We start from the raw sequence: 22960 nt of genomic DNA on the forward strand, positions 1-22960 counted from the left end.
CCACCGACAAGGAGAACGCAGTGCAGATCGAAGTGAAGGTCGGCGACATCGACCTCAGCACCGTCATCCCTGGCTACTACGGACCCGCCGACGAAGCGATGACCATCGGAGACCTCGTCATCGCCGAGATAGCCCGCCGGTTCATGGAGACTGACGACTGGCGAACCCTCAGGGCGCGGATCCGCGAGATCCGCGATGAGGAGATCCGCACGCAGATCACCCCCATGATCGCCGACGCGGTCGCCAAGCCCATTCAGCGGACCAGCTCCTACGGCACGCCGATCGGCGAGCCGCTCTCGATGTGTGAGGTCGTCGTCGAGGAGGCGCGCACGGTCCTCCAGAGCGTCAGGGACCCCCACAGCCGCAACGCCGAGCCGCTCGGCCGGAAGCTCATCCGAGAGATGGTCGAGAAGGAGATGCGCGCCGAGCTCGGCGCGGTCATCAAGGACGAGCGGCAGAAGGTCGTCGACGCCGTACGCGCCCAGGCGGCCGACCTGATCACCGAGGCCGTCACGAAGGGCGTGACCGGCCGATGAGCTACCCGACGCCCCTGTCCCGCGTCGAGCGGGACACCCGCGATGAACGGGCCCGCCAGGACGCGAAGTGGGGCGAGCAGAATCACGACGACGGCACCGGAGATCAGCGCTGGCGCGACGCGGCCAACCGGGTGCAGCTGGACGTCGACGAGGCGGCCCGCCTGGGAGGCACGACGTGGCGCGGCATCCTCCATGAAGAGGTCTTCGAGGCCTTCGCCGCGATGGACCCGGCCAAGCTGCGTACCGAGCTGATCCAGGTCGCCGCCGTCGCCCAGGTGTGGGCCGAGGCGATCGACCGGCGAGGCGGCGACCCCGCATGACCGGCGGCATGGAGATACCCGACTCGCCGGAGGGCCTGCCGGACAGGCCAGCGCGCCGTGACTGCGGTTTCTGCGGCTGGGAGCGCACGCCCAAAGACGACAACCACGCTCCCACGTGCTCCTACTGGCACTTCTTCGGCGACCCGGACAAGCCCTGCCCGTGCTGGAAATGCAACGACCTTCCGGACCCTCGGCCCGTCCCCAAGACCTGATGGCCGCCCCGTCCCCAGGCCCGGCCTGGCAGCCGCTCGAGCGCGGAGACGGGGCACGCGAAACAGCCCTCCCGACAGGAGACGACGTGACCTTCCCATTCGCTCAGCCCGCCGACCTCGACCCGGCGCCGCCGGCCTTCACCCAGCCCACCGAAGAGCCGCCCGCCGGGCCGCCCGCGCCGGGCCTGCCCGCGTTCCTGCAGCCCGCCGACGACCAGCCCACCCCCCTCACGCCCGCGCCCGCGCCGCCGCCGACCGCCGCAGCCGTCGCGCAGCTCACCGGCCACACCCCCACCCCCGAACAGCAGGCCACCGTCGAGGCCTTCGCCGCCGGCGGGAACCTCGTCATCGAAGCCGGCGCCGGATCCGGCAAGACCAGCAGCCTCAAGATGGTCGCGGCCATCGCGGGCCGCCGACGCGGCACCTACATCGCGTTCAACCGCGCCATCGCCGACGACGCCCGCCGCGGCTTCACCCCCTGGGTGAACTGCGCCACCGCGCACTCCCTGGCGTTCCGCGCGATCGGCAACCAGTTCGGTCACCGCCTCAACGGCCCGAGGGTGCCCGCCCGCGAGACAGCCCGGCTGCTCCGCATCACCAGCACCCTCAAGACCCCCGGCGACCGGCTCCTCACCCCCTCCATGCAGGCCCGCATGGTCTCCGACACCGTCACCCGCTTCTGCTACGGCGACACCGCGCAGATCGAGCCGTGGCACGTGCCGCGCGTCGCCGGCCTCGACGACCACGCCACCGTCACGATGCTCCGCGCCGAACTCCTCCCGTACGCCCGCCGCATGTGGGACGACCTCGGCAGCCCCGACGGGCAGCTGAGGTTCCAGCACGACCACTACCTGAAGATGTGGCAGCTGTCCGGGCCCGTCCTGCCCGCCGACTACGTCATGCTCGACGAAGCCCAGGACGCCAACCCCGTCATCGCCGCCATCGTCGCCGCCCAGGGCCACGCGCAGCGGATCCTCGTCGGTGACCGCGCCCAGGCCATCTACGGGTGGCGCGGCGCCCGCGACGCCATGGCCGGCTTCGACGGGACACGGCTCCGGCTCTCCCAGTCCTTCCGGTTCGGCGACACGATCGCCCGCGAGGCCAACAAGTGGCTGGCCGTGCTCGACACCGGCCTGCGCCTCACCGGCTACGACCAGATCACCTCCACCATCGGCCCCCTCGACGAGCCGGCCGCGATCCTGTGCCGCGGCAACAGCGAAACCGTCCGGCAGGTCATGGCCGCCCTCACCGCGGGGAAGCGGGCAGCGCTCGTCGGCGGCGGCCGCGAAGTCCGCCGCCTCGCCGAAGCCGCCGTCACCCTCAAGGCGGGGAAGGGCTGCTCCCACCCCGAGCTGTACGCCTTCAAAACCTGGGGTGAGCTGCAGGAGTACGTCGAACAGGACTCCGAGGGCAGCGACCTGAAGACGTTCGTGAAGCTCGTCGACGAGTACGGCCCCGAGGTGATCATCGACGTGGTGGAGAACCTCGTCGTCGAGCAGCACGCCGACGTCACCGTCTCCACCGTCCACAAGGCCAAGGGCCGCGAGTGGACCAGCGTCCGCATCGCGAACGACTTCCCGCGGCCCAAGGCCGTCGGCGACGACGGCGAGGACCAGGGCGTGCCCGCCGACGACGCGATGCTCGCGTACGTCGCCGTCACCCGCGCCCGCGAAGGCCTCGACCGGACCGGCCTCGCCTGGATCGACCACTACACGGAGGCGAACCGTGGCTGACTCGACCGTGACCGCTGAGCCCGGACCCGGACGCCACGACCCGCCCACCGACTACATCTGCCTCGACGAGTGGCGCGACGACACCGCCGTGTGCGTCTGCCAGCTCCCCGAAGGCCATGGCGAGGACTGGCACGAATGCCGTTGCGGCAAGACATGGCAGGAGGGCCCTCGTGTCTGAGCCCGACGAGCTGGGCACCACCGGTGGCCTGCGTGAACAGCTGACCGCGATCGTCACCCGCTGGGCACTGATGTACCCGCTCGGTAACTACGGGATCTGGAGCACCGCCGACGGCACCACGCGGGAGCAACTCGCCGAGATCGCGGCGAGCATCGCTGCGGGCTGGGGACGCGACATCGCCGACCGCATGCTGGCCGCGCTCACCGCCGACCACGGTGACCTGCTGGACCGGATGACGACGGCGCTGCGTGGGCACTACCTGCTCACTGGTGGCCAACCATATGGGGCCAGCGCCTGCGGGTGCGAGCGCTGGACCGGGCGCCTCCAGGACTGGACGGGGCACCTCGCCGAGGTCGCCCTGGCCGTCTTCGGCGAGCACACCGCACACCTCGCGGGCCGGCTCGCCCAGGCCGAGGCCCGCGCCGAACAGGTCGAGGATCTCCTCAGCATCGCGCACGACACGTCCAACAGGGCCGAGGCCACGATCGCGCGGGTACGGCGCCTGTGCGAGATGACCATCGCCACTTCCATCCGCGCGCAAGCCATCGACCAGGCAGTCGACACCCTCGCTGTCTTGGACGGCCGTGGCGCCCCCGACGCCCCTGAACCCGAGACCACGTAACCGCACCGCCTGCATCCCTGTCCCCGACATACCGCGCACCGCAGGAGCTCCACTTGAGCAACGACGCCGACGCCACCCCACCCGCGGCACTCACCGCCACGGCCCTCCACTTCCACGACGTCGGCATCGTCGTCATCCCCGTACGGGGTGACGGCACCAAGGCGCCCGCCGTGAACTGGCGGCCCATCTACCGGCGAGAACAGCCACCCCCCACCCGGCAACAGGTCGAAGACTGGGCGCGCCGCCATCACGGCATAGGCATCCTCACCGGCGCAGTGTCCGGACAGCTGGAGATGTTCGAGCTGGAAGGCCGCGCCGTCGACGGCGGGCTGCTACCCGAGCTCCTCCAACTCGCCGCGGCCGCCGGCATCGGCGACCTCCTACAGCAGCTGCTCGGCGGATACCTCGAACGCACCCCGTCCGGCGGCATCCACATTCTGTACCGCGTCGACGGCGCGGCCGCCCGCCCCAACACGAAGCTCGCCCGGCGCCCTTCCACGCCTGAGGAACTCGCCGCGTGGAAGGCAGCCCAGCAGGCGAGCATCGACGCCGAGCAGGACGAGAACACCCGGGCGAAACGCCAGCGGACCCTCGACGGCATCACCCGCGGCGAGCAAGTGCCCCAGGTCCTCATCGAGACGCGCGGCGAAGGCGGGTTTGTCGTTACCGCGCCGTCAGCGGGACCGGTCCACGAGACCGGCCGCCCATGGGAGCTGCTCGCCGGCGGTCCCGGCAGCATCCCCACCATCACTGGCGAGCAGCGCGACGCCCTCTACGAGGTCGCCGCCGTCCTCGACCGGATGCCGCCGCCCCCAGAGCCGATCCGGTTCCTGCAGCCCTCCGACGACCGCGAGCACGCCGCCGGCGGGCTCTCCCCAGGCGACGACTACGAGGCTCGCACCGACTGGGCGGAGATCCTCGGCCCGCACGGCTGGACCCTCGTCACCGCGCACGGCAAAGGCCGATTCTGGCGTCGGCCCGGGAAACGCGCCGGCATCTCCGCGTCGACCGGCATGCGCGACGACCGCGACCGCCTGTACGTCTTCACCACCTCGACCGAATTCGCCAGCGAAACGCCGTACACGAAGTTCGGCGCGCACGCCCTCCTGGAGTACGGCGGGGACCACACCGCGGCCGCCAAGGCCCTCCACGCCGCCGGATACGGCCGCCCAGCGCCCGAGCCGTCCCGGCCCGTCCTCGGCCCCCAGCCCGTCCCCACCGGCATGGGCGTCGACGGGAACCTCGCCACCGTCACCCAGCTCAACCCCGCGCAGACACAGCCGCTCACCGTCGTCGAAGAACGCACCTACGAACGATCCGACGACGGCGCCGCCCTCGCCCTCGTCGACCGGTTCGGCGACGTCGTCCGGTACTGCCCCGACCGCGGCCGCTGGCTCACCTGGGACGGCACCCGCTGGCACTGGGAACCCTCCTCCGGCGGCCTCGTACGCGAATACGCCAAACGCGTCGCCCGGTCCCTCCCCGAAGGCCCCGACAAGGAAGCAGAGCGGCACAAGAAACGCGCCCTGGCCGCGGTCGGCACCACCGCCATGCTCACCCAGGCCGAGACCGACACCCGCGTCGTCGTCTCCATCGACGACCTCGACAACCACCCCTGGGAGCTCAACACCCCCGGCGGGATCGTCGACCTCCGCACCGGCGAACTCCTCCCCTCCGACCCCGCCCAGCTCCACACCCGCATCACCTCCTGCACGCCCGCCCCCGACGCCGACCCCGCCCTGTGGTCCGGGTTCCTCGCCGCCACGTTCAACGCCGACGACGCCCTCATCGCCTACCTCCAGCGTCTCGTCGGATACAGCTCCACAGGCGCCGTCACCAAGCACGTCCTGCCCTTCGCGTTCGGCTCCGGAGGCAACGGCAAGGGGGTCTTCCTCGAAGCGCTCACGGCCGTCCTGGGCGACTACGCGACGTCCGCGCCCAGCGGCTTCCTGATGAGCAAGGCCAACCCCAGCCACGAGACCGAGATCGCGCGCCTCGCCGGCGTCCGCATGGTCATCTGCTCCGAGGTCGGCGAGGACGACAAGTTCGACGAGGTCCGCGTCAAACAGCTCACCGGCGGCGACTCACTGACCGCGCGGTTCATGCGCGCCGACCACTTCACGTTCACCCCCACCCACCACCTCTGGTTGATGGGCAACCACAAGCCCGCCGTACGGTCCGGCGGGCGCGCGTTCTGGCGGCGCCTGCGCCTCATCCCGTTCGTCCACGAGGTCCCCAAGGAACAGGTCATCGACGACCTGCAGGGAATCCTCGCCCGCGACCACGGCCCCGCCATTCTCGCGTGGATTATCAGGGGCGCCGTGGAATTCGCCAAGGGTGGCTTGGATGAGCCGGACAGCGTGAAAGCGGCGACCGAAGAATACGAGCACGATCAGGACTCGGTCGGGCAATTCGTGGAATCCCTCTGCCACATCGGCGGAAACAAGGACTACGCCCGCACCAGGGTGTCGAAGGTCCGCGAGGAATACGAGAAGTTCTGCTACACCGAGGGCGAGACCCCGGTGTCCGCCAAGGCCCTCACGACCGCCCTGAAGCGCCACGGCGTCGAGTCGGTCCAGGGCAGCAAGGGCGCCCGGTTCTACGCCGGCCTGACGCTCCTGGTGGAGGAAGAGCCGCCACCTCACGAGCCGAGAGACACAGAACCGCAACCCCCCGAGCAGCTGGGGTGGCGGTGACCGCCGCGGGGTGCAGGTTGCCGGGGTGCGGAACCGCAACCCGCACCCGCATTTATCCACAGACGGAACCCGCAACCCTGGCGGACAGGAACGGACTCAAGAAATCCGCAACCCTCACTCCCATCGCGGCAGCTCACGTAGGGATAGCCGCCACGGAATCCGCAACCCGTAACCGACACCGCATCTCTGGAAAAACCGCAACCCGTAGAAGTTATCCACAGGCCATGGGTTGCGGGTTGCAGTTTTTCCCTGGTTATCGCCTACACGCGCGCGTGCACACACACGCAAAGCGCTCAACCAGAGCACCTGCAACATCCGCAACCCGCGCCCAGCGAGCCGCAGCCGAGGCAGGCGCCCCATGAACCTGCGGAACCCCGCCAGCGCCCTCCATGCAGTCCTCGCCGGCTGCCCGCGCTGCCGCTGCCTCGTCATCCGAGCCCTCGACGAGGCCGTCTGCGCGTTCGACGTCCGCCTCGATCCCGAGCCGCTCGCCGAAATCGGAGAGCTCAACGCGCTCCTCGCCGGACGGATGAGCTACGACCTCATCCCCATCGCAGGCCACCACGAAATCGCGGCCCGCGACCAATGGCGAATACGAAACCGCAAATACCCCGTGCTCGCCACGCACAGATGCCCCGGCCGGATCCCCGCCACCGCCGCCGCGCAATTCAAATCCTCGACCATGAAAGGCGACCGCCATGCAGCAAAACGACCGCCGTTCTGACGAAACCCAGGCCGAGGCGCTCGCCCGACTCGTCGGCGAGCTCGTCGACGAGGTCCGCACCACCGCCGAGGTCACCCGCTACCGTCGCGTCCGCCGCGGCCGCGACCGGACCATCGCCGTCATCGACCTGACCACCCACCGCACCCGCGCGCCCGGCATCATCGACCAGCTCCACGCCATCCAGGCCGCGGCCGCGACCGTCGCCGTCGACGTCTACCGCTGGGTCCGCGACCAGGACGACCCGTGCCCTCCGGAGCGGGTCTGCGCGCACGGCCACTGGATGTACCTCCGCACCGAACGCCGCCCAGCCGCGCCGTACGGCATCGTCACCGCCGGCAACGCCGTACCGAGCGGCAGCCCCGGCTGGGACGCCGACGGCGCACTGTCCCCGATGCCCTCCGGCGGCTCATGGGAGTCCAAGGAGCCGGCCGCGGCCGCAGCCCTCAACCTGTCCCTCGACATCCGCGCCGGCGTCACCGAACTCCGCGAGCAGCTCGGCGCCACGTACCCCGAGCCGTCCACGAAGCGAGGACTGCGCGACCTCGTCGCCCTGGCCCTGATCGCCGACGAGCGCGACGTCCACCGCGCCGTCGGCCGCGTCCGCTCCTGGGTGTCCACCGCGAAGATCGTCCTCGGGTATGAGGCGCCCATCGTCGCCCTGCGCGACATGTACTGCCGGCACTGCGGCGGGCAGCTCCTCGTACGCACCGACGCCTCCAGCGCCGTCTGGTGCGACGGCTACGTGCCCCTCCACGGGCCCGCCGCCGACGAGGACGCGCCGTTCCCGATCGGATACGAGCGCTGCGGGGCTTCCTGGCCACGCGGCTCCTGGGTCGCACTCCTCGACGAGATGGAAGGCTTGAGCGCATGAGCGGCCAGGCCTGGTGGTATCCAGCACCCCGTGACGGCGAGGCCGTTCCCGACTACCCGCCCGTCTACCTCGGTGAGATCAACGAAGACTCCATCCGCCTGAGCTTCGAGCAACCACGAAAGGACGACCGCGTGACCAACCTGGTGGACTTCCTGCAGGCCCGGCTCGGCGAGGACAAGCTGCTGGCGCTGGAGGCCCAGGACAACGACGGATACGCGGAGTGGGACAACCCATCAACCGGAGTCGTGCAAGTGGCAGGCGGAGGCCTCGACGGCTTGGTTGCCGCCCCAGGGGGCGCGGCCATCCACATGGCCCGCCATGACCCGGCCCGCGCGCTGCGCCAGGTCGAAGCCAATCGGGAACTGGTGCGGCTACACGGTCGGATGTCTGTCACGCCAGGGCATCCGTATTTCAACGATGCGCACCTGACCAAGGAGCCGATGACGCTCTGCCGCAGTTGTGAGCCAGAGACCATGTGGCGGCGCGAGCGGTCGTGGCCCTGCCGCACTCTCCGGACGCTCGCCCTGCCGTACGCCGACCACTCGGACTACCGCGAGGAGTGGAGGCCGTGAGCGAGCAGTCGTGCTTCAATTGCGAACGCTGCACGTGGAACCCCGGATCCGACTGTGGCCGAGCGGACCACCCGCACTGCCCGGTCTGCGGCCACTGCGATGGGCGACATGACCACGACACGGTTCGCGCGGCCAAGGCCGCGCTCCTGGCCGAGACCGAGCAGATCATCGAAGAAGCGAGCCGTCTGTGACGAACGTTCGGCGCTGCGCGCATGCCCGCGCCGTACCCGTCGAGAGCGGTGGGGAGACTGTCGCCGCGCTCTGCCCGGACTGCGACCGGCAGCTCCCCGCCGCGTGGCTCACCTGCCCACACGAGGACACGATCGAGATGCCCGAGATGGGTGCCGCACCTCCGCACGAGCAGCTCTGCAACGGCTGCGGCGCCATCTTCTGGCCGGAGCCACAGCCTGCCAGGTGGGTGTTCGTCGAGTCGCTCGCCGATCCCACAGCACCGACAGAGGCAGAGATCGCTGCCGGGGTCGAGCTGACCGGGGTGGCGCTGCCCGAGCCGTGGCTCTCCGAAGCCGCGTGGGCCGCTCAGCCACAGCCCGATGCGCTGCACCTCAGGATCGTCCACGACCCCGACATCGGTACCCTCGCCGAGCTCACCACGCCCGACGGCCGGCGCTTTTACGGCTTCGACGCCGGATGATCGATCCCCGTACGAACAGGAGCGACATGGAACCCAAGCCGAGCTTGCACGGACCTGTCTGCCCGGTCTGCGAGACCCTCGTCGGATTCGAGCCCGTCAACGTCGACGTTAGGGCCGGCTTCGTCATCACAGAACCCGGGCCTTGGTTCTGCCCGAACGGCTGCGACCCGCGCCAGGCCGAGGCGCACGAGACCGCACAGCAGCGCGTCGCTGAACAGCCCTGACATGCGGGACAATGATCGGCATGTACCCGCGGCCTAACCCGATCTGGGACGGCGTACGCGACGACGCACTCACCGCGCTGGAGACCGCCGTTGCAGCCGGCTCCCACGTCGACCCCGAGCGCCTCGCACGCATCCTCGCCCAAGTCGCCGAGCGGGCAGGCCAGGGTTGACCCGCCCGCCGATCCTCGTCGATATGGCCCAGGCCGTCGAGTGGACCGGCCGCCCCGCCGGCACCCTGCGGCGCTGGGTCCATGAGGGGCGCATCACCCGGTACGGCACGGCCCGTTGCATGCTCCTCGACCTCCGCGAGCTACCCGAGAAAGCAACGCAAGATAACGCACCGTCACGATGCGCTTGACGTCTTGACCAGCAGCGAACGATAATTGCCACCGGGCGAACTATGCCCACACCCCGAACCCGGCCCACGTGTCGGGTTCTCGCACGTCAGCCCCCCATTCGGCTTGCGCGGTCAGTGCCGATCACCACGTCACGCTCTGTATTTCAGCAGGTCAGCGCACTGCAGTAACCTCCACTCGCCCCCTCTGGCAGTAGTAACGCAGAGTCATTGACTACTGTCTGTCGTTTCCGCAGGTCAGAGGCGTGCGCTACTACGAGTGACGCGCGTACCGGGCGCGGGATCGATGATCATCGCTCGCGTTGTCGCAGGTCACGGGCATGCGTGCGACCCGTGTCGGCATTTGCGCAGGCCACAGGCACGATCACTCATGTAGGGCAGGCACCTACCTCAATCGCCATTCACGTTTCTGCAGGTCAGGGGCCTATACGCGGCATGCCGTTCCCGCGTTTCCGCAGGTCAGGGGCATGCCGCTCGCGATCTTCAGGCGTCTCGACACGGAGACCTCGGCCGCAGGTCATTTTTTTTCTGTACGGGTCTGGACTCACGGAAAGTGACCAAATTCCGGCATCGGAGGCTGCGATGGGCCGGCCGATGCCGCACATCTGCCCAGGTTGCCGACAGAGAGTGACCGGTCAGTGTGCACGTTGTGTGACTGCGAAACGCGTCGAACCGAAGCGCCGGACGCGGGCCGGGTACGGGCGGAACGAGCGGCGCCGGCGCGCGGATCTCGTCCGCGTGCACGTCGAGCAGTACGGCTGGGTGTGCCCGGGCTGGCAGCGTGACGCCCACCCGTCGACGGACCTGACCGCCGACCACGTCAACCCGCGCGCGGCCGGCGGCCGGATCGACGGGCCACTGCGGGTGCTGTGCCGATCCTGCAACTCCGCGCGGCAGGCCGAGCTGGACACTCCCGCGGTTCCCGGCTTGGCGATGACGTTGGTGGCGGGCCCGCCGGCCGCGGGCAAGAACTTCTTCGTCCGGGCGCACGCCGGCCCGCAGGACCTGGTGCTCGACTACGACGCCATTGCTACCGCGCTGCAGGTCAACGGGGCGATGCACGGACACGTCGAGGCGCACAAGCCCTTCGTGTGTGAGGCCCGTGACGCTGTCCTGGACCGGCTGGTGCTCGGTAACCACGACGTCCGCCGGGTGTGGGTGATCAACGCTGCGGCGAAGCGGGCCGTACGGGAGTCCTACCGGCGCCGGTACGGGGCGCGTGTCGTCGTCGTCCTGGCCGCCGAGGAAGTGTGTCTGCGTCGCGCGATGGGCGAGCGGCCGGATCAGTGGCGCCGGTACGTGCGGGCGTGGTTCGACGCGTACGAGCCGGATGACCGCGACGAGATCATCAAGGGGGCGTGATGGGTGGTCGCGGCCCGACCCGGAAGGACCCGGACAAGCGGCAGCGCCGGAACGAACCGTCGACGCTGGTGCCCGTCGGCGACGAGTTCGACGAGGACCTGGCGGTCACCGACGCGCCCCAGCCGCCTCCGCCGCCTCCTGCCGGGTTGCTGAAGGTGACCCGCGACCGGTGGGACGAGTTCTGGACCTCTCCGGTCGCAGCCCTCGCTGACCGCGTCTCGGACCGTACGGCGCTCGAGCGGCTGTTCAGCCTGTACGACGACCTGGAGCGGTGCGGTCGCACGGTGCGTAAGGCCGGCCACATGGTCGTGGGCAGCAAAGGCCAGCTGGTGATGAACCCGCTGCTGCGGCACATGCAGACCCAGGCCTCGGAGATCCGCCAGCTCGAAGACCGCTTCGGCCTGTCCCCGCGCGCCCGTCTCGGCCTGAACATGACGTTGGGTCAGACCGCGAAGACCCTCGCTGACCTCAACCACGGGCTCGGCGGGGGTGATGGCGATGACGAGGACGACGACCCCCGGCTCGACGACGCGATCCCCGGCGAGGTCGTCGACGATGGCACGGCCTCTCAGCGCTCCGCGTAACCTCGGCTGGCCCTCGCACGGCAAGCTCGTCTGCACCTGGATCCAGCGGCACTGCGTCTACGGCGAGGGCGACTACTTCGGGGCCCCCGTCCGGCTGCAGCGCTGGCAGAAACAGCTCATCTACTGGCTGTACGAGTACAACCCGATCACCGGGCAGCGCCGGTTCCGCGAGGCCCTCATCGAGGTCCCGAAGGGGCAGGGTAAGACCCCGCTGAACGGCTGGGTGCAGCTGTTCGAGCTTCTCGGCCCGCCGCTGTTCGGCCCGAAGGGTTCCCCGCTCGTCCCGGTCGCGGCCGCCAGCTTCGAGCAGGCCGATCTGCTGTTCGGCGACATGAAGCACTCGTGTCGGGAGTCGCCGACGCTACGGGAGTTCACTGAGGCGTACGACACCGAGATCCTCGTCAAGGGCGGCCCGGGCCGCGCGTACCGCGTCGCCGCGGTCGCCGGTACGAACGACGGCCAGCGCCCATCGTCGCTCGGCGCCGACGAGATCCACGAGTGGGTCGGCAACAAGGAACGCGTGCACCTTGTGCTCGTCAACGGGATGAGCAAGCGCGCCAACTCGATCGTCGTGAACACGACCACTCCGGGCAGCGACCTTGAGACCCTCGCCGGCCGCAAGCATCTGTACGGCTACCGCGTCAACGCCGGCGAGGTCGACGACCCCCGGTTCATGTTCGTGCACTACGGCGCAGCGGACATCTACGATCTGACCGACGAGTCGCAGCTCCTGGCGGCGGTCCTCGCGGCGAACCCTGCCGCGGGCACGTTCCTGCGGACCGATGACGTCGTCGCGCGGTTCTACCAGATCCCCGAGTTCGAGTACCGCCGGTACCACCTCGGGCAGTGGACCAGGTCGGACGAGTCGTGGCTGCCGCCCGGCGCGTGGGAAGCCTGCACAGGGACCGTCCACCTGGACCCGCAGCGGCCGGCGTACGCGGCGGTCGACATGGCGCTCAAGCACGACCATGTCGCGGTCGTACTGACGCAGCACCAGCCCGACGGCCGGGTCGCGGTACAGGCGAAGGTATGGGACCCGGCGAAATCGGGCGGGACCGTCGACACTCACGCGGTCGAGAACTACCTGCGGGAGCAGCATCGGTTGCTGAACCTGCAGACGGTCGCGTACGACCCGGCGTATTTCCAGCGGTCCGCGGAGGTCCTCCTCGATGAGGGCCTGCCGATGGCTGAGTTCTCCCAGGGGGCTGCGTCGATGGTCCCGGCCTGTCAGGACGCGTACCGGCTCATCACCGGCGGCCTGGTCGTGCACGGTGACGACCCGGTGCTCACCGACCACGTCCTGGCGGCCGCCGTACGAGAGACCGACTCCGGGTGGCGGCTCAGCAAGGGCCGCAGCAAGCGGAAGATCGACGCCTGCATCGCGATGGTCATGGCCCTGTTCCTGTCCGGCGTCCCGGTCGAAGCGCCCGCGGTCCCGAACCTGTGGTGAGGAGGTCGCGATGAGCGCCATCGATGGCGAGGCCGCGTGCGCGTGGATCGAGGAGCACGTCGCCGACGTGCGATTGACCCCCTGGCAGCGCGAGCTCTTGGGCTGCTGGTTCGGCCTGCGAAAGGTCACGGCGGGCGGTGGACCCCGATGACCGGACAGCGCGCAGGCGAAGCGGCCCGAGCGGGCGCGGCCGCGCTGTGGCGGGTGCGCCTGGAGCTCCTCGAGGTCGCCTTCCTCGCCGCGTTCGTCGCCGGCGTGTGGCTGATCTACATGCCGGCCGGGTGGATGGTCACCGGCGTCCTCGGCGTGCTGTGGTGCGAGCGTGCGGCTCCGCGCCCGAAGGTGGCGGCGCGGCCGCGCGCGGTCGGTGATCGCGCCGCATGAGCCTGTTCGGGCTGTTCGAGCAGCGCTCCTCCCTCGAGAACCCTGACACGGACCTGTCCGCCGCGGAGCTCATGAGCGTCTTCGGCGGCGGCGCCACCGACTCGGGTGTTCCCGTCTCCGAGCGGTCCGCGCTGACGATGGCGGCGGTGTGGCGGTCCGTTGCGCTGATCTCCGGTGTGTCGGCTGCGCTGCCGCTCGTGCCGTACGTACGCGGCACGAAACAGCCTGCTGCGTCGCCGCTGCTCGCCGACCCCCACCCGGACATGGTCCCGTACGAGCTGTGGCGTCTGACCTACGCTCACCGGCTGCTCTGGGGCAATGCGTTCGTGCAGAAGCTTCGGAACGGCGCCGGCCAGATCAAAGAGCTGTGGCCGATCACCCCGGACAAGGTCCGGGTCTACGCGTACCGGCCCACCGAGGCGAACCCCTCCGGCAAGATCTTCTGGGTCGACACCGGAACCCGTGACGAGCCGGGTCCGGTCATCCCGCTGACGAGCCGCGACATCCTGCACCTGCCCGGCCTCGGCTACGACGGCGTCGTCGGCCTGTCGGTCGTGCAGATGGCCCGCCAGACCATCGGTCTCGGTCTGGCCGCTGAGCGGTACGGCGCCCGGTTCTTCGGCTCCGGCAACCTCATGGGTGGCATCCTCCAGACCGACGCGCGGCTGGAGCCAGGCCAGGCCGAAGCGTTGAAAGAGCGCTGGAAGGCGAAGATGAGCGGCCTCGACCGCTCCCACGAGATCGCCGTGCTCGACTCCGGCGCGAAGTTCCAGACCCTGACGATGCCCCACGACGACGCCCAGTTCCTGGAGTCCCGCAACTTTGAGGTCGAGGAGATCGCGCGCTGGTTCGGTGTGCCTCCTTTCCTGCTGATGCTGACCGAGCGGTCGACGTCCTGGGGCACCGGGCTGGAGCAGCAGGCCCTCGGCTGGGTCACCTTCGACCTGCACCCGCAGTGGCTCGCCCCGACCGAGCAGCGCATCACCAAGGAGATCCTGCTCAACCCGAAGATCGAGGCGCGCTACCGCGTGAACGAGTTGCTCCGCGGTGACTCGGCTGCGCGCGCGGAGTTCTACCGTGCGCTCCGCGAGCTCGGCGCGCTCAACGGTGACGAGATCAGGGACGCCGAAGACCTCCCGCCAGTGCCTGACGGCAAGGGCCAGACGTACTGGCAGCCCACGAACATGATGCCGATCGGCGAGGAGCCGCCGCCGGCCGCAGATCCCCAGGGAGCGTGACATGCAGCTCGACCGCGAGCGGCGCGGGACGGACGCGTCGCCCTCCAACGAACCGACGTCCGAAGACGCCCAGAGCGGCCGCGCCCGGCGCGGCCGGGTCAGCGTCCTCGAGGAGCGGAATCTGCCGCTCGCAGGCGCCGACATCCGTATCGAGCGCGCCGCCCAGGACGAAGACACCGACGAGGGCGACGACGTTTCCGCTGAGCGTTTCCGCGGCTACGCGTCGAAGTTCGGAGAAGAGGCCCGGTACGCGATCGGGAATCCCCTCACTTGGGGGTTCTACGAGGAGGTCGCACCGGGGACCTTCACGAAGACGCTGTCGGAGGGTGACCAGCGGATGCTGATCGACCACGCCTCCTACTACGTCGTGTCCAGAGTCTCCGCCGGAAGCCTCAACCTCGCCCAGGACAAGATCGGCCTGGCCGTCAACTCCGCGCTCGACCCGGATCTGTCGTACGTCTCGGACCTGAAGGCCAACCTGCGAAACGGCAACATCACCGGAATGTCGATCGGCTTCTATTGCCTCAAGGCGGACTGGTCGACGGTCGAGATCGAGACGGTCGATGGCGACACCGTCGAGGCCGACCTGCGGACCATCCGCGAGGCCCGGCTGATCGAGGTGTCGGCCGTGTCCTTCCCCGCCTCACCGACCACCGAGGCGGAGCTGAGCTCCGTGGCGCACGCGCTCGCACAGCGCGGCGACGCCGCGGCGATCGAGAAGAGGGTCGCGTTTCGGCCCGAACTGCGTGACCTGCTGGAGACCGTCCGCGAGCCGCGTGAGAGCACTCGCGGAGACGACGTCGAGCCGCGTGAGGGCACTCGACGGCACGTCGACCAGGTCGGCCTGGCAATGCGGGGCCTGGCCGCGCGCTACGCGCTGCCGCTGTCCCGGTAACCCCACCCGATCACGACCCCGCCATCCCGCGGGGCCGTCGGCATGCCCGAAGGGGGCACACGTGAGCGACAGGCTCAACACGCTCATCGATGAGCAGAACCGGGTCTGGACCCGGATGCAGGAGATCACGGGCGCGGCCGAGGCCGAGAACCGTGACATGACCGCCGAGGAGCGCACCAACTGGGACGCCGCCGAGACGCGCCTGACCGAGGTGTCCGGCGACATCGAGCGCCTGAACCGAATGGCGGCCCTCGACAAGGTCGACCGCGGCCAGCTGGTCGCCCCGCCGACCATCGATCAGCCCGGCGAGCGCCGGGACGTCGACGAAGACGCCGAGGTCCGATACGCCGAGGCGTTCGGCGCGTACCTGCGCCGGGGCATGACCCGGCTGTCCGTCGAGCAGCAGGACCTGCTCCAGGAGCGGTTCGAGGCCCGCGCCGGCTCGACGCAGGACGACACCCTCGGCGGCTACACCGTCCCCGAGGCCTACCGCGCGGTCCTGACCGAGACCATGAAGGCCTTCGGTGGCATCTACGCCCTGGCGACCGTCATCACCACCTCGACCGGCCAGGACCTGCCCTGGCCGACGTCCGACGACACCGGCAACGAGGGCGAGTACCTCACCGAGAACACGCAGGTCAACAACGGTGACGTCACGTTCGGCCAGCGGAAGCTCAGCGCGTACACCATCAACTCCAAGATGGTGCGCCTGCCGCTGCAGCTGCTGCAGGACAACGCGTTCGACCTGAACACCTGGCTCCCGAGGAAGCAGGGCGAGCGGATCGGCCGCCGCGGCGGCCGTGCGTTCGCCACCGGGACCGGCGTGGAGCAGCCGGAGGGCATCCTCACCAACTGCACCGTCGGCAAGACGGGCGGATCCGGGCAGACCACGTCGATCATCTACGACGACCTGGTCGACCTGGAGCACTCCATCGACCCGGCGTACCGCAACACCGCGCAGTACGTCATGGCCGACGGGATGCTCAAGGCCATCAGGAAGCTCAAGGACACCCAGGGCCGGCCGCTGTGGGTGCCGATCCCCGCGCCTGGCTTCCCGGCCACGATCAACGGCTTCAAGTACACGATCGACAACTCGTTCCCCGTGCCGGCCGCGAACGCCAAGACGGTCCTGTTCGGCGACGTGGCCGCCGGCTACATCATCCGTCAGGTCCTCGCCGTCCAGAACCTGCGCCTCACCGAGAGGTACGCCGACTTCCTCCAGGTCGGCTACCTCGCTTTCGCGCGGCACGACGGCAAGCCGGACGACACGTCGGCGATCCGCTGCTACCAGCACGCCGCGAGCTGACCGTACGCCGGCGGGTCGTCTCGCAGCGGCCCGCCGGCATCCCTGCCTGTCCCGACCACAGAGAGAGGTCACCCCTGTGAAGGACCTGTTCAACAACGTCAAGTGCGTCCCGACGATCACGAACGCGGCGCGTACCACGACCGCGACCGGCACTGGCGTCGACCGCGCCGGTTACATGTCCGCGATGGTCGTTGTGCACACCGGCACGATGACCGACGGCACGCACACCCTCACGATCGAGGAGTCCGACGACAACTCGACCTGGGGGACCGTGGCCGCGGGCAACCTGCAGGGCACGCCGCCGGCGCTCGGTTCGTCCGACGACGACAAGATCGTCGAGATCGGCTACCTCGGAGGCAAGCGGTACATCCGGGCCAAGTCCACCGTGTCCGGCTCGCCGTCGACCGGCGGGGTCTACGACGCCCTGGTGCTGCTCGGCGACCCGCGGACCGCCCCGGTGGTGCGTCCCTGATGCCCCGCGTCCGCTTCCTCCAGGCCGTCGCCGGCGACGACCACTCCTTCGTCGCCGGCGACGAGGTCGACATGTCCGGCGAGCAGGCCGAGGGGTGGGCCGACGGTGTCCGCGCCGAACTCGTCCGCGACGCGGCGCCAGAGACACCCGAGCGTGCCGCCCCCGGGCCCGAAACCACCGCCACCTCGACCTCGACGTCGGCGAAGGACCCGGCCGCGGCCGCGCAGAAGCCGACGGCCCGTCGCCGTTCGCGGCCGTCGGGCGGCGGCGCGCGAGGCCCGGGCGAGAAGAAGGACTGAGATGGCCGACTTCGTTTTCAACATCGCCAAGGGGCAGATCAAGACGCTCGCCGGTCTGCCCCTGTCCGCTGATGCTCTGATCGTCGTACCGCTCGAGGCGTCGGGTCTGGAGACCGACGCGACGTTGAAGGACTACGACGACCTCGCTTCGCTGCTAGCCGGCTCCTCCAACGAGCAGACGACGTGGGGCCGCAAGACCATCTCCTCGGGGATCACGGTCACGGTCGACGACACGAACGACCGCCTGGACATCGACATCCCCGACCAGACGTGGACCGCCGCGACCGGCAACGCGGTCGGCGCGCTCCTCATCTGCTACGACAACGACACCGGCGCCGGCACCGACAGCAACATCGTGCCGCTGACCAAACACGATTTCGCGATCACCCCCGACGGCACCGACGTCACCGCAGTGATCGCCGCCGCCGGCTTCGCCCGCGCCGCCTGACCAACCCCGGGGGGTCGTCGTGGCGCCGGTCAACTCCAACACCTTCGAGTCCGGCCAGGCAGCCGGCACGGCGATCACCACCGGGAACTCCGGGGGCGGCGCCGGCCGGGCCTGGTCGTCCGTCGTCGGTACCTGCACCTACGACACCGCCCGGGCGCACGGCGGTGCGCGGGCCGCGAAGATCGACATGGCGGCCGGGACCACGTCGCAGCTGCGGTGGCTGGACGGCGCCGACCAGGCCGGCACCACCGGGTACGCGCGCTGCTACGTCTACCTGACCGCGCTGCCGTCACAGAACCTGTCGGTCCTCTACTTCACCGACCACCTCAACGCGTTCCTCCTGCGGCTGCGGATCCGCGCCACAGGGACCGTCGACCTCATCGACGGCGCCAACCAGGTAATGGCCACCACCACCGCGGCGGTCGCAACCGGTCAGTGGGTCCGCCTCGAGGCGAAGGTCGTCTGCAACGCGACCACGGGCAGCGGCGAGCTGCGCCTCTACAACGCCGCCGATTCCGCGACGGCGACTGAGACGCTCACGAGCACCGCCGCGTGGAACACGGGAAGTACGAAGCCGGGCGGGTCGCGCTTCGGCGGCCTCACGTCGACGGCAGCGAGCGACGTGTTCTGGATCGACGACGTCGCCTCCGACCCGACCAACTGGATCGGACCGAGCCAGGTCCGCGTCCTCGGTCAGCCGACCGAGACCGACACGGCGAACCCGCTGTCGAAGACGAAGACCCGGACGGCCGGCCAGCCCACCGAGGTCGACACGGCAGCGGCCATCGGACGGTCGAAGGTCCGTACGCTCGGCCAGGGGGCCGAGACGGACACGGCCGCCTCGATCACCCGGACGAAGACGCGAACGCTCGGCCAGGCGGTCGAGGCCGACACCGCCACCTCCGCCGGGCACACACGGGCCCGGGCCGTCGCCCAGGCCAGCGAGACCGACACCGCCGCACCCATCACCCCCGCGCGCGCCCGCGCCCTCGCCCAGGCCACCGAGACCGACACGGCGACCTCCGTCTCACACACCCGCGCGCGCAGCATCGCCGAGGCCGCCGAGACGGACACCGCGGCGCTCCTGGGCCGAGCCAAGGCCCGCAGCGCCGGCCAGCCGGCCGAGACCAACACCGCGGCGGCGATCTCGGGCTGGAAGACCCGGATCCTCGGCCAGGCCGCCGAGACCAGCACGGCCCAGCCGATCGTCCGCCCAGCGGACCGGATCCTCGGCCAGGCCGTCGAGACCGACGCCGCCCTGCCGATCGCCCCGGGTAAACGCCTGCACCTCGGCCAGCCGGCCGAGACCACGCAGGCGCTCAACATCACCGGCATCAAGGCCCGCAGCGTCACCCAGGCGGCCGAGACCGACATTGCGCTGCCGATCGGCGTGCCCACCCCGACGATCACGCCCGGCACAATCCGGCCCCGAGCAGCGACAGGAGCGCACATGTCCGACCAGACCACCGCCGCCCCCGCGCTCCGCGCCCGCGCGGCCACGACCGCCACCATCCGGAGCGGCTCGTGAGCTTCGACCTCGGCGCCGTCGTGCCCCTGTCGGTGTCTCTGGTGGACAAGGACGGGCGGCCGGCGGACGCCACCGCGATGACCGTCACGATCACCCTCCCGGACGGCACCACGGCCAGCAGCACGGTTACGTCGAGCCCTGCCGGCACCTACTCGTACGACTACCCGACGGTGCAGGCCGGCCGGCACGTCGTCCGCTGGGTCGCCACCGGCGCCAACGCCGGCGCGTTCACCGACATGTTCGAGGTCGCGCCCGCTGACCCGGGCGCCCTGGTCTCCCTCGCCGACGCGAAGGAGCAACTGAACATCACCGGCGGCAGCGACGACGCCGAGCTGATGCGCGTGCTGCAGTCCGTCACCGCGCCGGTCGAGCGGATCGTTGGCTCCGTCGTACGCCGCTCCTGGACCGAGACCGTCGACGGCGGCCACCCCAAGATCGCCCTGCAGCACTTCCCGGTTCTGTCGATCACGCAGGTCGCAGAGAGCGGCTCAGTGCTCGCTCAGTCCGCGTACATGGTCAACCTGGACGCTGGGGTCCTCACACGCGTCTCCGGCGGCGCCGCTACCCGGTGGCGGCCGGGCGCGAGCAATATCGCTGTGACGTACGACGCAGGCCGGGTCATCACCGGCGCGAACGTCCGCCAGGCCGTGCTCGTCATCCTGCAGCACCTGTGGGACACCCAGCGCGGCGGGTTCAACACCTCCCCGCGCGACTCCGACACCTACGACCCCCGGTTCGGTTACAGCATCCCGCGCCGCGCACTGGAGCTCCTCGGCGAGCCGATCCCCGGGATCGCATGATGGCCGGAACCGTCAGCACCGTCCCGGCCGCCCTCGACGCCCTGCTCCAGGCTCTGAGCCTCGCGCTGCCCAAGGGCGTTCAGCTCGTCGACGGCCAGCCGATCCGCACCGACCCCGACGTCATCTGCATCGGGTTCAACGGTGAGCCCGAGACCGAGATGATCTCGATCACGCGCCGGCGGGCCGACCGCGGCGGCCGCAGCGACAGCGAGTCCTACGACATCAGCTGCATCGCGTCGTCCTGGCGCGGCGACACCGATCCCAAGCTCGTACGCGACAGAGCGTTCGAGCTCGTCGCGCTCGTCGAGGCCGAGCTCGCCCGGGACCGCACCGTCGGCCGTACGGTCGCCCGCGCCTACGTCACCGTCTCCGGCGTCGCGCCGGTGCAGACCACCAAGGGCGCCATGTGTACCTGCCGTTTCACGATCCACGTCGACGCTTTCACGTAGGCCGCGGTGAGTGTCCAGCGGCAGGAGCTGCAGAAACTCATTCGGGACCTCGGCGCCGTGCCGCCGGCCGTGCGTCGCGCGCTCCGCAGCGGCGGCATGGTCAAAGCCGGGCAGCCCGCTCTCCTCGAGGTCCGGCGTCGCGCCGGCTGGTCGTCGCGGATCCCCGGAGCGACGACCCTGCAGCCGTCGAGCGGGTCCCGGCCCGGGATCACGATCCGCGTCAGCGCCAGCAAAGCCCCGCACGCACGCCCGTACGAGCACGACGGCTCCCCGGGTGAGTTCCGGCACCCCTACTTCGGTGATCGCCGCCGCTGGTACACGCAGGCCGCGCGGCCCTTCTTCTACCCGGGCGTCCAGGCGGCGTCGGGTGCGGTCGCGGAAGCGGTCGCAGACATCGTGACCCAGGTCGCCGAGGACCACGGGTTCTAAGAGAGAGGCCCAGATGGCAACACTCGACACCCAGGTGATCGGCCAGGCCGGCACGACGATCGCCTTCAGCTCCGCCGCAGGTGGTGGCGACAAGTGCGTGCCCGGCTCCGACACGAAGCTCCTGATCAAGAACGGCGCCGGGAGCTCCGTCACGGTCACCCTCGGCACGCCCGGCAAGGTCGACGGCGACTTGGACATCCAGGACCGTACGAGGGTCGTCGCCGCCGGCGCCATGGACGGCATCAAGGTGACCGATCGGTACCGCGACCCGGTCACCGGGCTGGCCAGCATCAGCTACTCCTCGGCGACCTCGGTCACCGTGGCGGTGATCCGCTGATGGCGCCGAAGCTCGTCAAGATCGTCCACCCCGACGCGGGGGAGTCGATGGTCCCGGAGACCGCCGTACCTCACTGGCGGCGGGCCGGCTGGGCCCCGGCCTCGGAGGTCGAGCAGGCCGACAACGCGGACAACCAGTCGTCCCCCAATCCCGACCCCGCCAGCGCCGAGACGAGCACCTCGGGTTCGGCAGGCGATGAGTCGCAGAAGGACAAGCCGGCGGCCCGCGGGCGCCGCAGCGAAGGAGGCAAGTAATGGCGGCTACGCCGATCGCCGACACCGAGCGGTTTTTCGCGCCCGAGGTCACCAAGATCGTTTTCATCACGGAGCTGGACGACAAGACCAGCCCGACCCGCGTTGAGATCAACGGCGGCCTGGAGCTGTCCGGTGAGGTCTCGGATGCGTCCGGCTGGAACGTGTCGTCGGCGCAGATCGACACCCCGGACTACGGGAAGCGCTTCACGGGCAAGATCGGCGGCCGCACGGAGGTCGCCGACAGCAGCCTGAAGATGTACCAGTCCCAGACCACCGACGACGTCCGGCGCGTCCTGCCGCGCACCACCCGCGGCTACATCCTGATCATGTGGGGTGGGGACATCGCCGATCAGATGATGGACGTCTACCCGGTCGAGGTCCTGTCCAACGGGAAGACCATCCCCGACTCGGCGGCCGCCGACATCACGATCGCCTTCTCGATCACGGACGAGCCCGTCGAGAACGTCCTCATCCCGGCCGCATGAGCGACACCGACACCACGTTTGCGGCCCGGCGCGAACGACTGCTGGGCCGCAAACGCCGCACGCTCAACTACCAGCTCGCCGTCGACGAGGACGCCGACGCGGTCGTCGAGCTCGTCGAGGCGAAGGACGCCCTCGACGCCGCGCATATCGCCGCTGAGGACCTCACGGCGGACCGCGCCGACGAGCTGATCGGCGAGGCCGAGGAGCGTCTCCAGCGGGCACGTGATGCCGTCGCAGCGTGCTACGAGCCGGTGCTGCTGACCGCGATGCTCCCGGAGGACTTCGAGGAGCTCGCGGCCAAGCCGGAGTACGCAGCCCGGGAAGGACGCGACGAGCGGTGGAACGAGGACACCTTCCCTCGCATCGTGTTCACCGAGTGCCTTCCCTCCGACGACGTCCTGTCGCCGGAGGAATGGATGAATCTCGTCGACACCAGCCTGGCCAGCGGTGAACGGAAACACCTGTTCGCCGTCGCCGTCGGACTGAACTCGCGGATGCCCTCCGGGAGCATCCCAAACGTCTGAGGGCAGACCCCGAGCTGGAGC

33 protein-coding genes are annotated in these 22960 nt (G+C 70.1%); all 33 read left to right on the forward strand.

What is annotated here, in order from left to right; genetic code table 11:
- Positions 1-20 precede the first annotated feature (20 nt).
- The 33 genes from QWU11_RS25975 to QWU11_RS26135 all read left to right on the forward strand — a co-directional run bounded on the left by QWU11_RS25975 (position 21) and on the right by QWU11_RS26135 (position 22939).
- Positions 21-536 (forward strand): hypothetical protein, encoded by a 516-nt coding sequence (locus QWU11_RS25975; protein ID WP_290117019.1) that lies wholly within the window; start codon positions 21-23, stop codon positions 534-536.
- Positions 533-856, forward strand: a complete 324-nt coding sequence (locus QWU11_RS25980; RefSeq protein ID WP_290117020.1) for a hypothetical protein — start codon at positions 533-535, stop codon at positions 854-856. The genes QWU11_RS25975 and QWU11_RS25980 overlap by 4 nt, the downstream gene beginning before the upstream one ends.
- A gap of 8 nt (positions 857-864) precedes the next feature.
- Positions 865-1068: a hypothetical protein gene (locus QWU11_RS25985; RefSeq protein WP_290117021.1), complete on the forward strand. Its 204-nt coding sequence runs from the start codon at positions 865-867 to the stop codon at positions 1066-1068.
- A gap of 86 nt (positions 1069-1154) precedes the next feature.
- Positions 1155-2801, forward strand: a complete 1647-nt coding sequence (locus tag QWU11_RS25990) for a UvrD-helicase domain-containing protein (RefSeq protein ID WP_290117022.1) — start codon at positions 1155-1157, stop codon at positions 2799-2801.
- Complete coding sequence (locus QWU11_RS25995) at positions 2794-2979, forward strand: hypothetical protein (protein WP_290117023.1); 186 nt, start codon at positions 2794-2796, stop codon at positions 2977-2979. The genes QWU11_RS25990 and QWU11_RS25995 overlap by 8 nt, the downstream gene beginning before the upstream one ends.
- On the forward strand, positions 2972-3601 hold the full coding sequence (locus QWU11_RS26000) for a hypothetical protein (RefSeq protein WP_290117024.1): 630 nt from the start codon (positions 2972-2974) through the stop codon (positions 3599-3601). The genes QWU11_RS25995 and QWU11_RS26000 overlap by 8 nt, the downstream gene beginning before the upstream one ends.
- Positions 3602-3654: 53 nt before the next feature.
- On the forward strand, positions 3655-6297 hold the full coding sequence (locus QWU11_RS26005; RefSeq protein WP_290117025.1) for a phage/plasmid primase, P4 family: 2643 nt from the start codon (positions 3655-3657) through the stop codon (positions 6295-6297).
- A gap of 358 nt (positions 6298-6655) precedes the next feature.
- The gene (locus QWU11_RS26010) at positions 6656-7021 is read left to right on the forward strand and encodes a hypothetical protein (protein ID WP_290117026.1); all 366 of its coding nucleotides are present in this window, start codon (positions 6656-6658) and stop codon (positions 7019-7021) included.
- Positions 6996-7892, forward strand: a complete 897-nt coding sequence (locus tag QWU11_RS26015) for a hypothetical protein (RefSeq protein WP_290117027.1) — start codon at positions 6996-6998, stop codon at positions 7890-7892. The genes QWU11_RS26010 and QWU11_RS26015 overlap by 26 nt, the downstream gene beginning before the upstream one ends.
- The gene (locus QWU11_RS26020) at positions 7889-8464 is read left to right on the forward strand and encodes a DUF6221 family protein (protein ID WP_290117028.1); all 576 of its coding nucleotides are present in this window, start codon (positions 7889-7891) and stop codon (positions 8462-8464) included. The genes QWU11_RS26015 and QWU11_RS26020 overlap by 4 nt, the downstream gene beginning before the upstream one ends.
- Positions 8461-8655, forward strand: a complete 195-nt coding sequence (locus QWU11_RS26025) for a hypothetical protein (protein WP_290117029.1) — start codon at positions 8461-8463, stop codon at positions 8653-8655. Before QWU11_RS26020 ends, QWU11_RS26025 begins: the two co-directional genes overlap by 4 nt.
- Positions 8652-9116 carry a hypothetical protein gene (locus QWU11_RS26030; protein WP_290117030.1) on the forward strand — a complete coding sequence of 155 codons (465 nt, stop codon included), beginning with the start codon at positions 8652-8654 and terminating at the stop codon, positions 9114-9116. The genes QWU11_RS26025 and QWU11_RS26030 overlap by 4 nt, the downstream gene beginning before the upstream one ends.
- Positions 9117-9142: 26 nt before the next feature.
- Positions 9143-9340: a hypothetical protein gene (locus QWU11_RS26035; RefSeq protein WP_290117031.1), complete on the forward strand. Its 198-nt coding sequence runs from the start codon at positions 9143-9145 to the stop codon at positions 9338-9340.
- 20 nt (positions 9341-9360) lie between these two features.
- Entirely contained in the window at positions 9361-9510 is a 150-nt protein-coding gene (locus QWU11_RS26040; RefSeq protein WP_290117032.1) for a hypothetical protein, read from the forward strand.
- Between the two features lie 836 nt (positions 9511-10346).
- Positions 10347-11057: an HNH endonuclease gene (locus QWU11_RS26045; RefSeq protein ID WP_290117033.1), complete on the forward strand. Its 711-nt coding sequence runs from the start codon at positions 10347-10349 to the stop codon at positions 11055-11057.
- The gene (locus tag QWU11_RS26050) at positions 11057-11641 is read left to right on the forward strand and encodes a P27 family phage terminase small subunit (RefSeq protein WP_290117034.1); all 585 of its coding nucleotides are present in this window, start codon (positions 11057-11059) and stop codon (positions 11639-11641) included. The genes QWU11_RS26045 and QWU11_RS26050 overlap by 1 nt, the downstream gene beginning before the upstream one ends.
- Positions 11613-13091 carry a terminase TerL endonuclease subunit gene (locus tag QWU11_RS26055; protein WP_290117035.1) on the forward strand — a complete coding sequence of 493 codons (1479 nt, stop codon included), beginning with the start codon at positions 11613-11615 and terminating at the stop codon, positions 13089-13091. Before QWU11_RS26050 ends, QWU11_RS26055 begins: the two co-directional genes overlap by 29 nt.
- A 10-nt stretch (positions 13092-13101) precedes the next feature.
- Positions 13102-13242, forward strand: coding sequence for a hypothetical protein (locus tag QWU11_RS26060; RefSeq protein ID WP_290117036.1), 141 nt, complete (start codon positions 13102-13104; stop codon positions 13240-13242).
- On the forward strand, positions 13239-13475 hold the full coding sequence (locus tag QWU11_RS26065) for a hypothetical protein (RefSeq protein WP_290117037.1): 237 nt from the start codon (positions 13239-13241) through the stop codon (positions 13473-13475). Before QWU11_RS26060 ends, QWU11_RS26065 begins: the two co-directional genes overlap by 4 nt.
- A complete protein-coding gene (locus QWU11_RS26070; RefSeq protein WP_290117038.1) occupies positions 13472-14713 on the forward strand; it encodes a phage portal protein in 1242 nt (413 codons plus the stop codon). The genes QWU11_RS26065 and QWU11_RS26070 overlap by 4 nt, the downstream gene beginning before the upstream one ends.
- Before the next feature lies 1 nt (position 14714).
- Positions 14715-15608, forward strand: a complete 894-nt coding sequence (locus tag QWU11_RS26075) for an HK97 family phage prohead protease (RefSeq protein WP_290117039.1) — start codon at positions 14715-14717, stop codon at positions 15606-15608.
- Positions 15609-15669: 61 nt separating this feature from the next.
- Positions 15670-16914, forward strand: coding sequence for a phage major capsid protein (locus QWU11_RS26080; RefSeq protein ID WP_290117040.1), 1245 nt, complete (start codon positions 15670-15672; stop codon positions 16912-16914).
- Between the two features lie 76 nt (positions 16915-16990).
- Complete coding sequence (locus QWU11_RS26085) at positions 16991-17386, forward strand: hypothetical protein (RefSeq protein WP_290117041.1); 396 nt, start codon at positions 16991-16993, stop codon at positions 17384-17386.
- Entirely contained in the window at positions 17386-17685 is a 300-nt protein-coding gene (locus QWU11_RS26090; protein WP_290117042.1) for a hypothetical protein, read from the forward strand. Before QWU11_RS26085 ends, QWU11_RS26090 begins: the two co-directional genes overlap by 1 nt.
- A gap of 1 nt (position 17686) precedes the next feature.
- A complete protein-coding gene (locus tag QWU11_RS26095; protein WP_290117043.1) occupies positions 17687-18133 on the forward strand; it encodes a hypothetical protein in 447 nt (148 codons plus the stop codon).
- Between the two features lie 19 nt (positions 18134-18152).
- Positions 18153-19661, forward strand: a complete 1509-nt coding sequence (locus tag QWU11_RS26100; RefSeq protein WP_290117044.1) for a hypothetical protein — start codon at positions 18153-18155, stop codon at positions 19659-19661.
- The gene (locus QWU11_RS26105; RefSeq protein ID WP_290117045.1) at positions 19658-20461 is read left to right on the forward strand and encodes a hypothetical protein; all 804 of its coding nucleotides are present in this window, start codon (positions 19658-19660) and stop codon (positions 20459-20461) included. Before QWU11_RS26100 ends, QWU11_RS26105 begins: the two co-directional genes overlap by 4 nt.
- Positions 20461-20910, forward strand: coding sequence for a hypothetical protein (locus QWU11_RS26110; RefSeq protein ID WP_290117046.1), 450 nt, complete (start codon positions 20461-20463; stop codon positions 20908-20910). The genes QWU11_RS26105 and QWU11_RS26110 overlap by 1 nt, the downstream gene beginning before the upstream one ends.
- A gap of 6 nt (positions 20911-20916) precedes the next feature.
- Positions 20917-21339, forward strand: coding sequence for an HK97 gp10 family phage protein (locus tag QWU11_RS26115; protein ID WP_290117047.1), 423 nt, complete (start codon positions 20917-20919; stop codon positions 21337-21339).
- A gap of 13 nt (positions 21340-21352) precedes the next feature.
- Positions 21353-21676 carry a hypothetical protein gene (locus QWU11_RS26120; RefSeq protein ID WP_290117048.1) on the forward strand — a complete coding sequence of 108 codons (324 nt, stop codon included), beginning with the start codon at positions 21353-21355 and terminating at the stop codon, positions 21674-21676.
- Positions 21676-21930, forward strand: a complete 255-nt coding sequence (locus QWU11_RS26125) for a hypothetical protein (protein ID WP_290117049.1) — start codon at positions 21676-21678, stop codon at positions 21928-21930. Before QWU11_RS26120 ends, QWU11_RS26125 begins: the two co-directional genes overlap by 1 nt.
- Positions 21930-22415 (forward strand): hypothetical protein, encoded by a 486-nt coding sequence (locus QWU11_RS26130; RefSeq protein WP_290117050.1) that lies wholly within the window; start codon positions 21930-21932, stop codon positions 22413-22415. The genes QWU11_RS26125 and QWU11_RS26130 overlap by 1 nt, the downstream gene beginning before the upstream one ends.
- Entirely contained in the window at positions 22412-22939 is a 528-nt protein-coding gene (locus tag QWU11_RS26135; RefSeq protein ID WP_290117051.1) for a hypothetical protein, read from the forward strand. The genes QWU11_RS26130 and QWU11_RS26135 overlap by 4 nt, the downstream gene beginning before the upstream one ends.
- Positions 22940-22960: the final 21 nt, after the last annotated feature.

Origin of the sequence: Actinomadura sp. DC4 (genome assembly GCF_030406325.1) — a bacterium.
GTDB lineage: Bacteria > Actinomycetota > Actinomycetes > Streptosporangiales > Streptosporangiaceae > Actinoallomurus.

Bases quoted from the DNA above. Each gene is read 5' to 3' on its own strand.
- QWU11_RS25980 (WP_290117020.1), top strand. From the start codon at position 533: ATGAGCTACCCGACGCCCCTGTCCCGCGTCGAGCGGGACACCCGCGAT.
- QWU11_RS25985 (WP_290117021.1), top strand. From the start codon at position 865: ATGGAGATACCCGACTCGCCGGAGGGCCTGCCGGACAGGCCAGCGCGC.
- QWU11_RS26010 (WP_290117026.1), top strand. From the start codon at position 6,656: ATGAACCTGCGGAACCCCGCCAGCGCCCTCCATGCAGTCCTCGCCGGC.
- QWU11_RS26015 (WP_290117027.1), top strand. From the start codon at position 6,996: ATGCAGCAAAACGACCGCCGTTCTGACGAAACCCAGGCCGAGGCGCTC.
- QWU11_RS26020 (WP_290117028.1), top strand. From the start codon at position 7,889: ATGAGCGGCCAGGCCTGGTGGTATCCAGCACCCCGTGACGGCGAGGCC.
- QWU11_RS26035 (WP_290117031.1), top strand. From the start codon at position 9,143: ATGGAACCCAAGCCGAGCTTGCACGGACCTGTCTGCCCGGTCTGCGAG.
- QWU11_RS26040 (WP_290117032.1), top strand. From the start codon at position 9,361: ATGTACCCGCGGCCTAACCCGATCTGGGACGGCGTACGCGACGACGCA.
- QWU11_RS26050 (WP_290117034.1), top strand. From the start codon at position 11,057: ATGGGTGGTCGCGGCCCGACCCGGAAGGACCCGGACAAGCGGCAGCGC.
- QWU11_RS26055 (WP_290117035.1), top strand. From the start codon at position 11,613: ATGGCACGGCCTCTCAGCGCTCCGCGTAACCTCGGCTGGCCCTCGCAC.
- QWU11_RS26060 (WP_290117036.1), top strand. From the start codon at position 13,102: ATGAGCGCCATCGATGGCGAGGCCGCGTGCGCGTGGATCGAGGAGCAC.
- QWU11_RS26065 (WP_290117037.1), top strand. From the start codon at position 13,239: ATGACCGGACAGCGCGCAGGCGAAGCGGCCCGAGCGGGCGCGGCCGCG.
- QWU11_RS26070 (WP_290117038.1), top strand. From the start codon at position 13,472: ATGAGCCTGTTCGGGCTGTTCGAGCAGCGCTCCTCCCTCGAGAACCCT.
- QWU11_RS26075 (WP_290117039.1), top strand. From the start codon at position 14,715: ATGCAGCTCGACCGCGAGCGGCGCGGGACGGACGCGTCGCCCTCCAAC.
- QWU11_RS26090 (WP_290117042.1), top strand. From the start codon at position 17,386: ATGCCCCGCGTCCGCTTCCTCCAGGCCGTCGCCGGCGACGACCACTCC.
- QWU11_RS26095 (WP_290117043.1), top strand. From the start codon at position 17,687: ATGGCCGACTTCGTTTTCAACATCGCCAAGGGGCAGATCAAGACGCTC.
- QWU11_RS26110 (WP_290117046.1), top strand. From the start codon at position 20,461: ATGGCCGGAACCGTCAGCACCGTCCCGGCCGCCCTCGACGCCCTGCTC.
- QWU11_RS26120 (WP_290117048.1), top strand. From the start codon at position 21,353: ATGGCAACACTCGACACCCAGGTGATCGGCCAGGCCGGCACGACGATC.
- QWU11_RS26125 (WP_290117049.1), top strand. From the start codon at position 21,676: ATGGCGCCGAAGCTCGTCAAGATCGTCCACCCCGACGCGGGGGAGTCG.
- QWU11_RS26130 (WP_290117050.1), top strand. From the start codon at position 21,930: ATGGCGGCTACGCCGATCGCCGACACCGAGCGGTTTTTCGCGCCCGAG.
- QWU11_RS26135 (WP_290117051.1), top strand. From the start codon at position 22,412: ATGAGCGACACCGACACCACGTTTGCGGCCCGGCGCGAACGACTGCTG.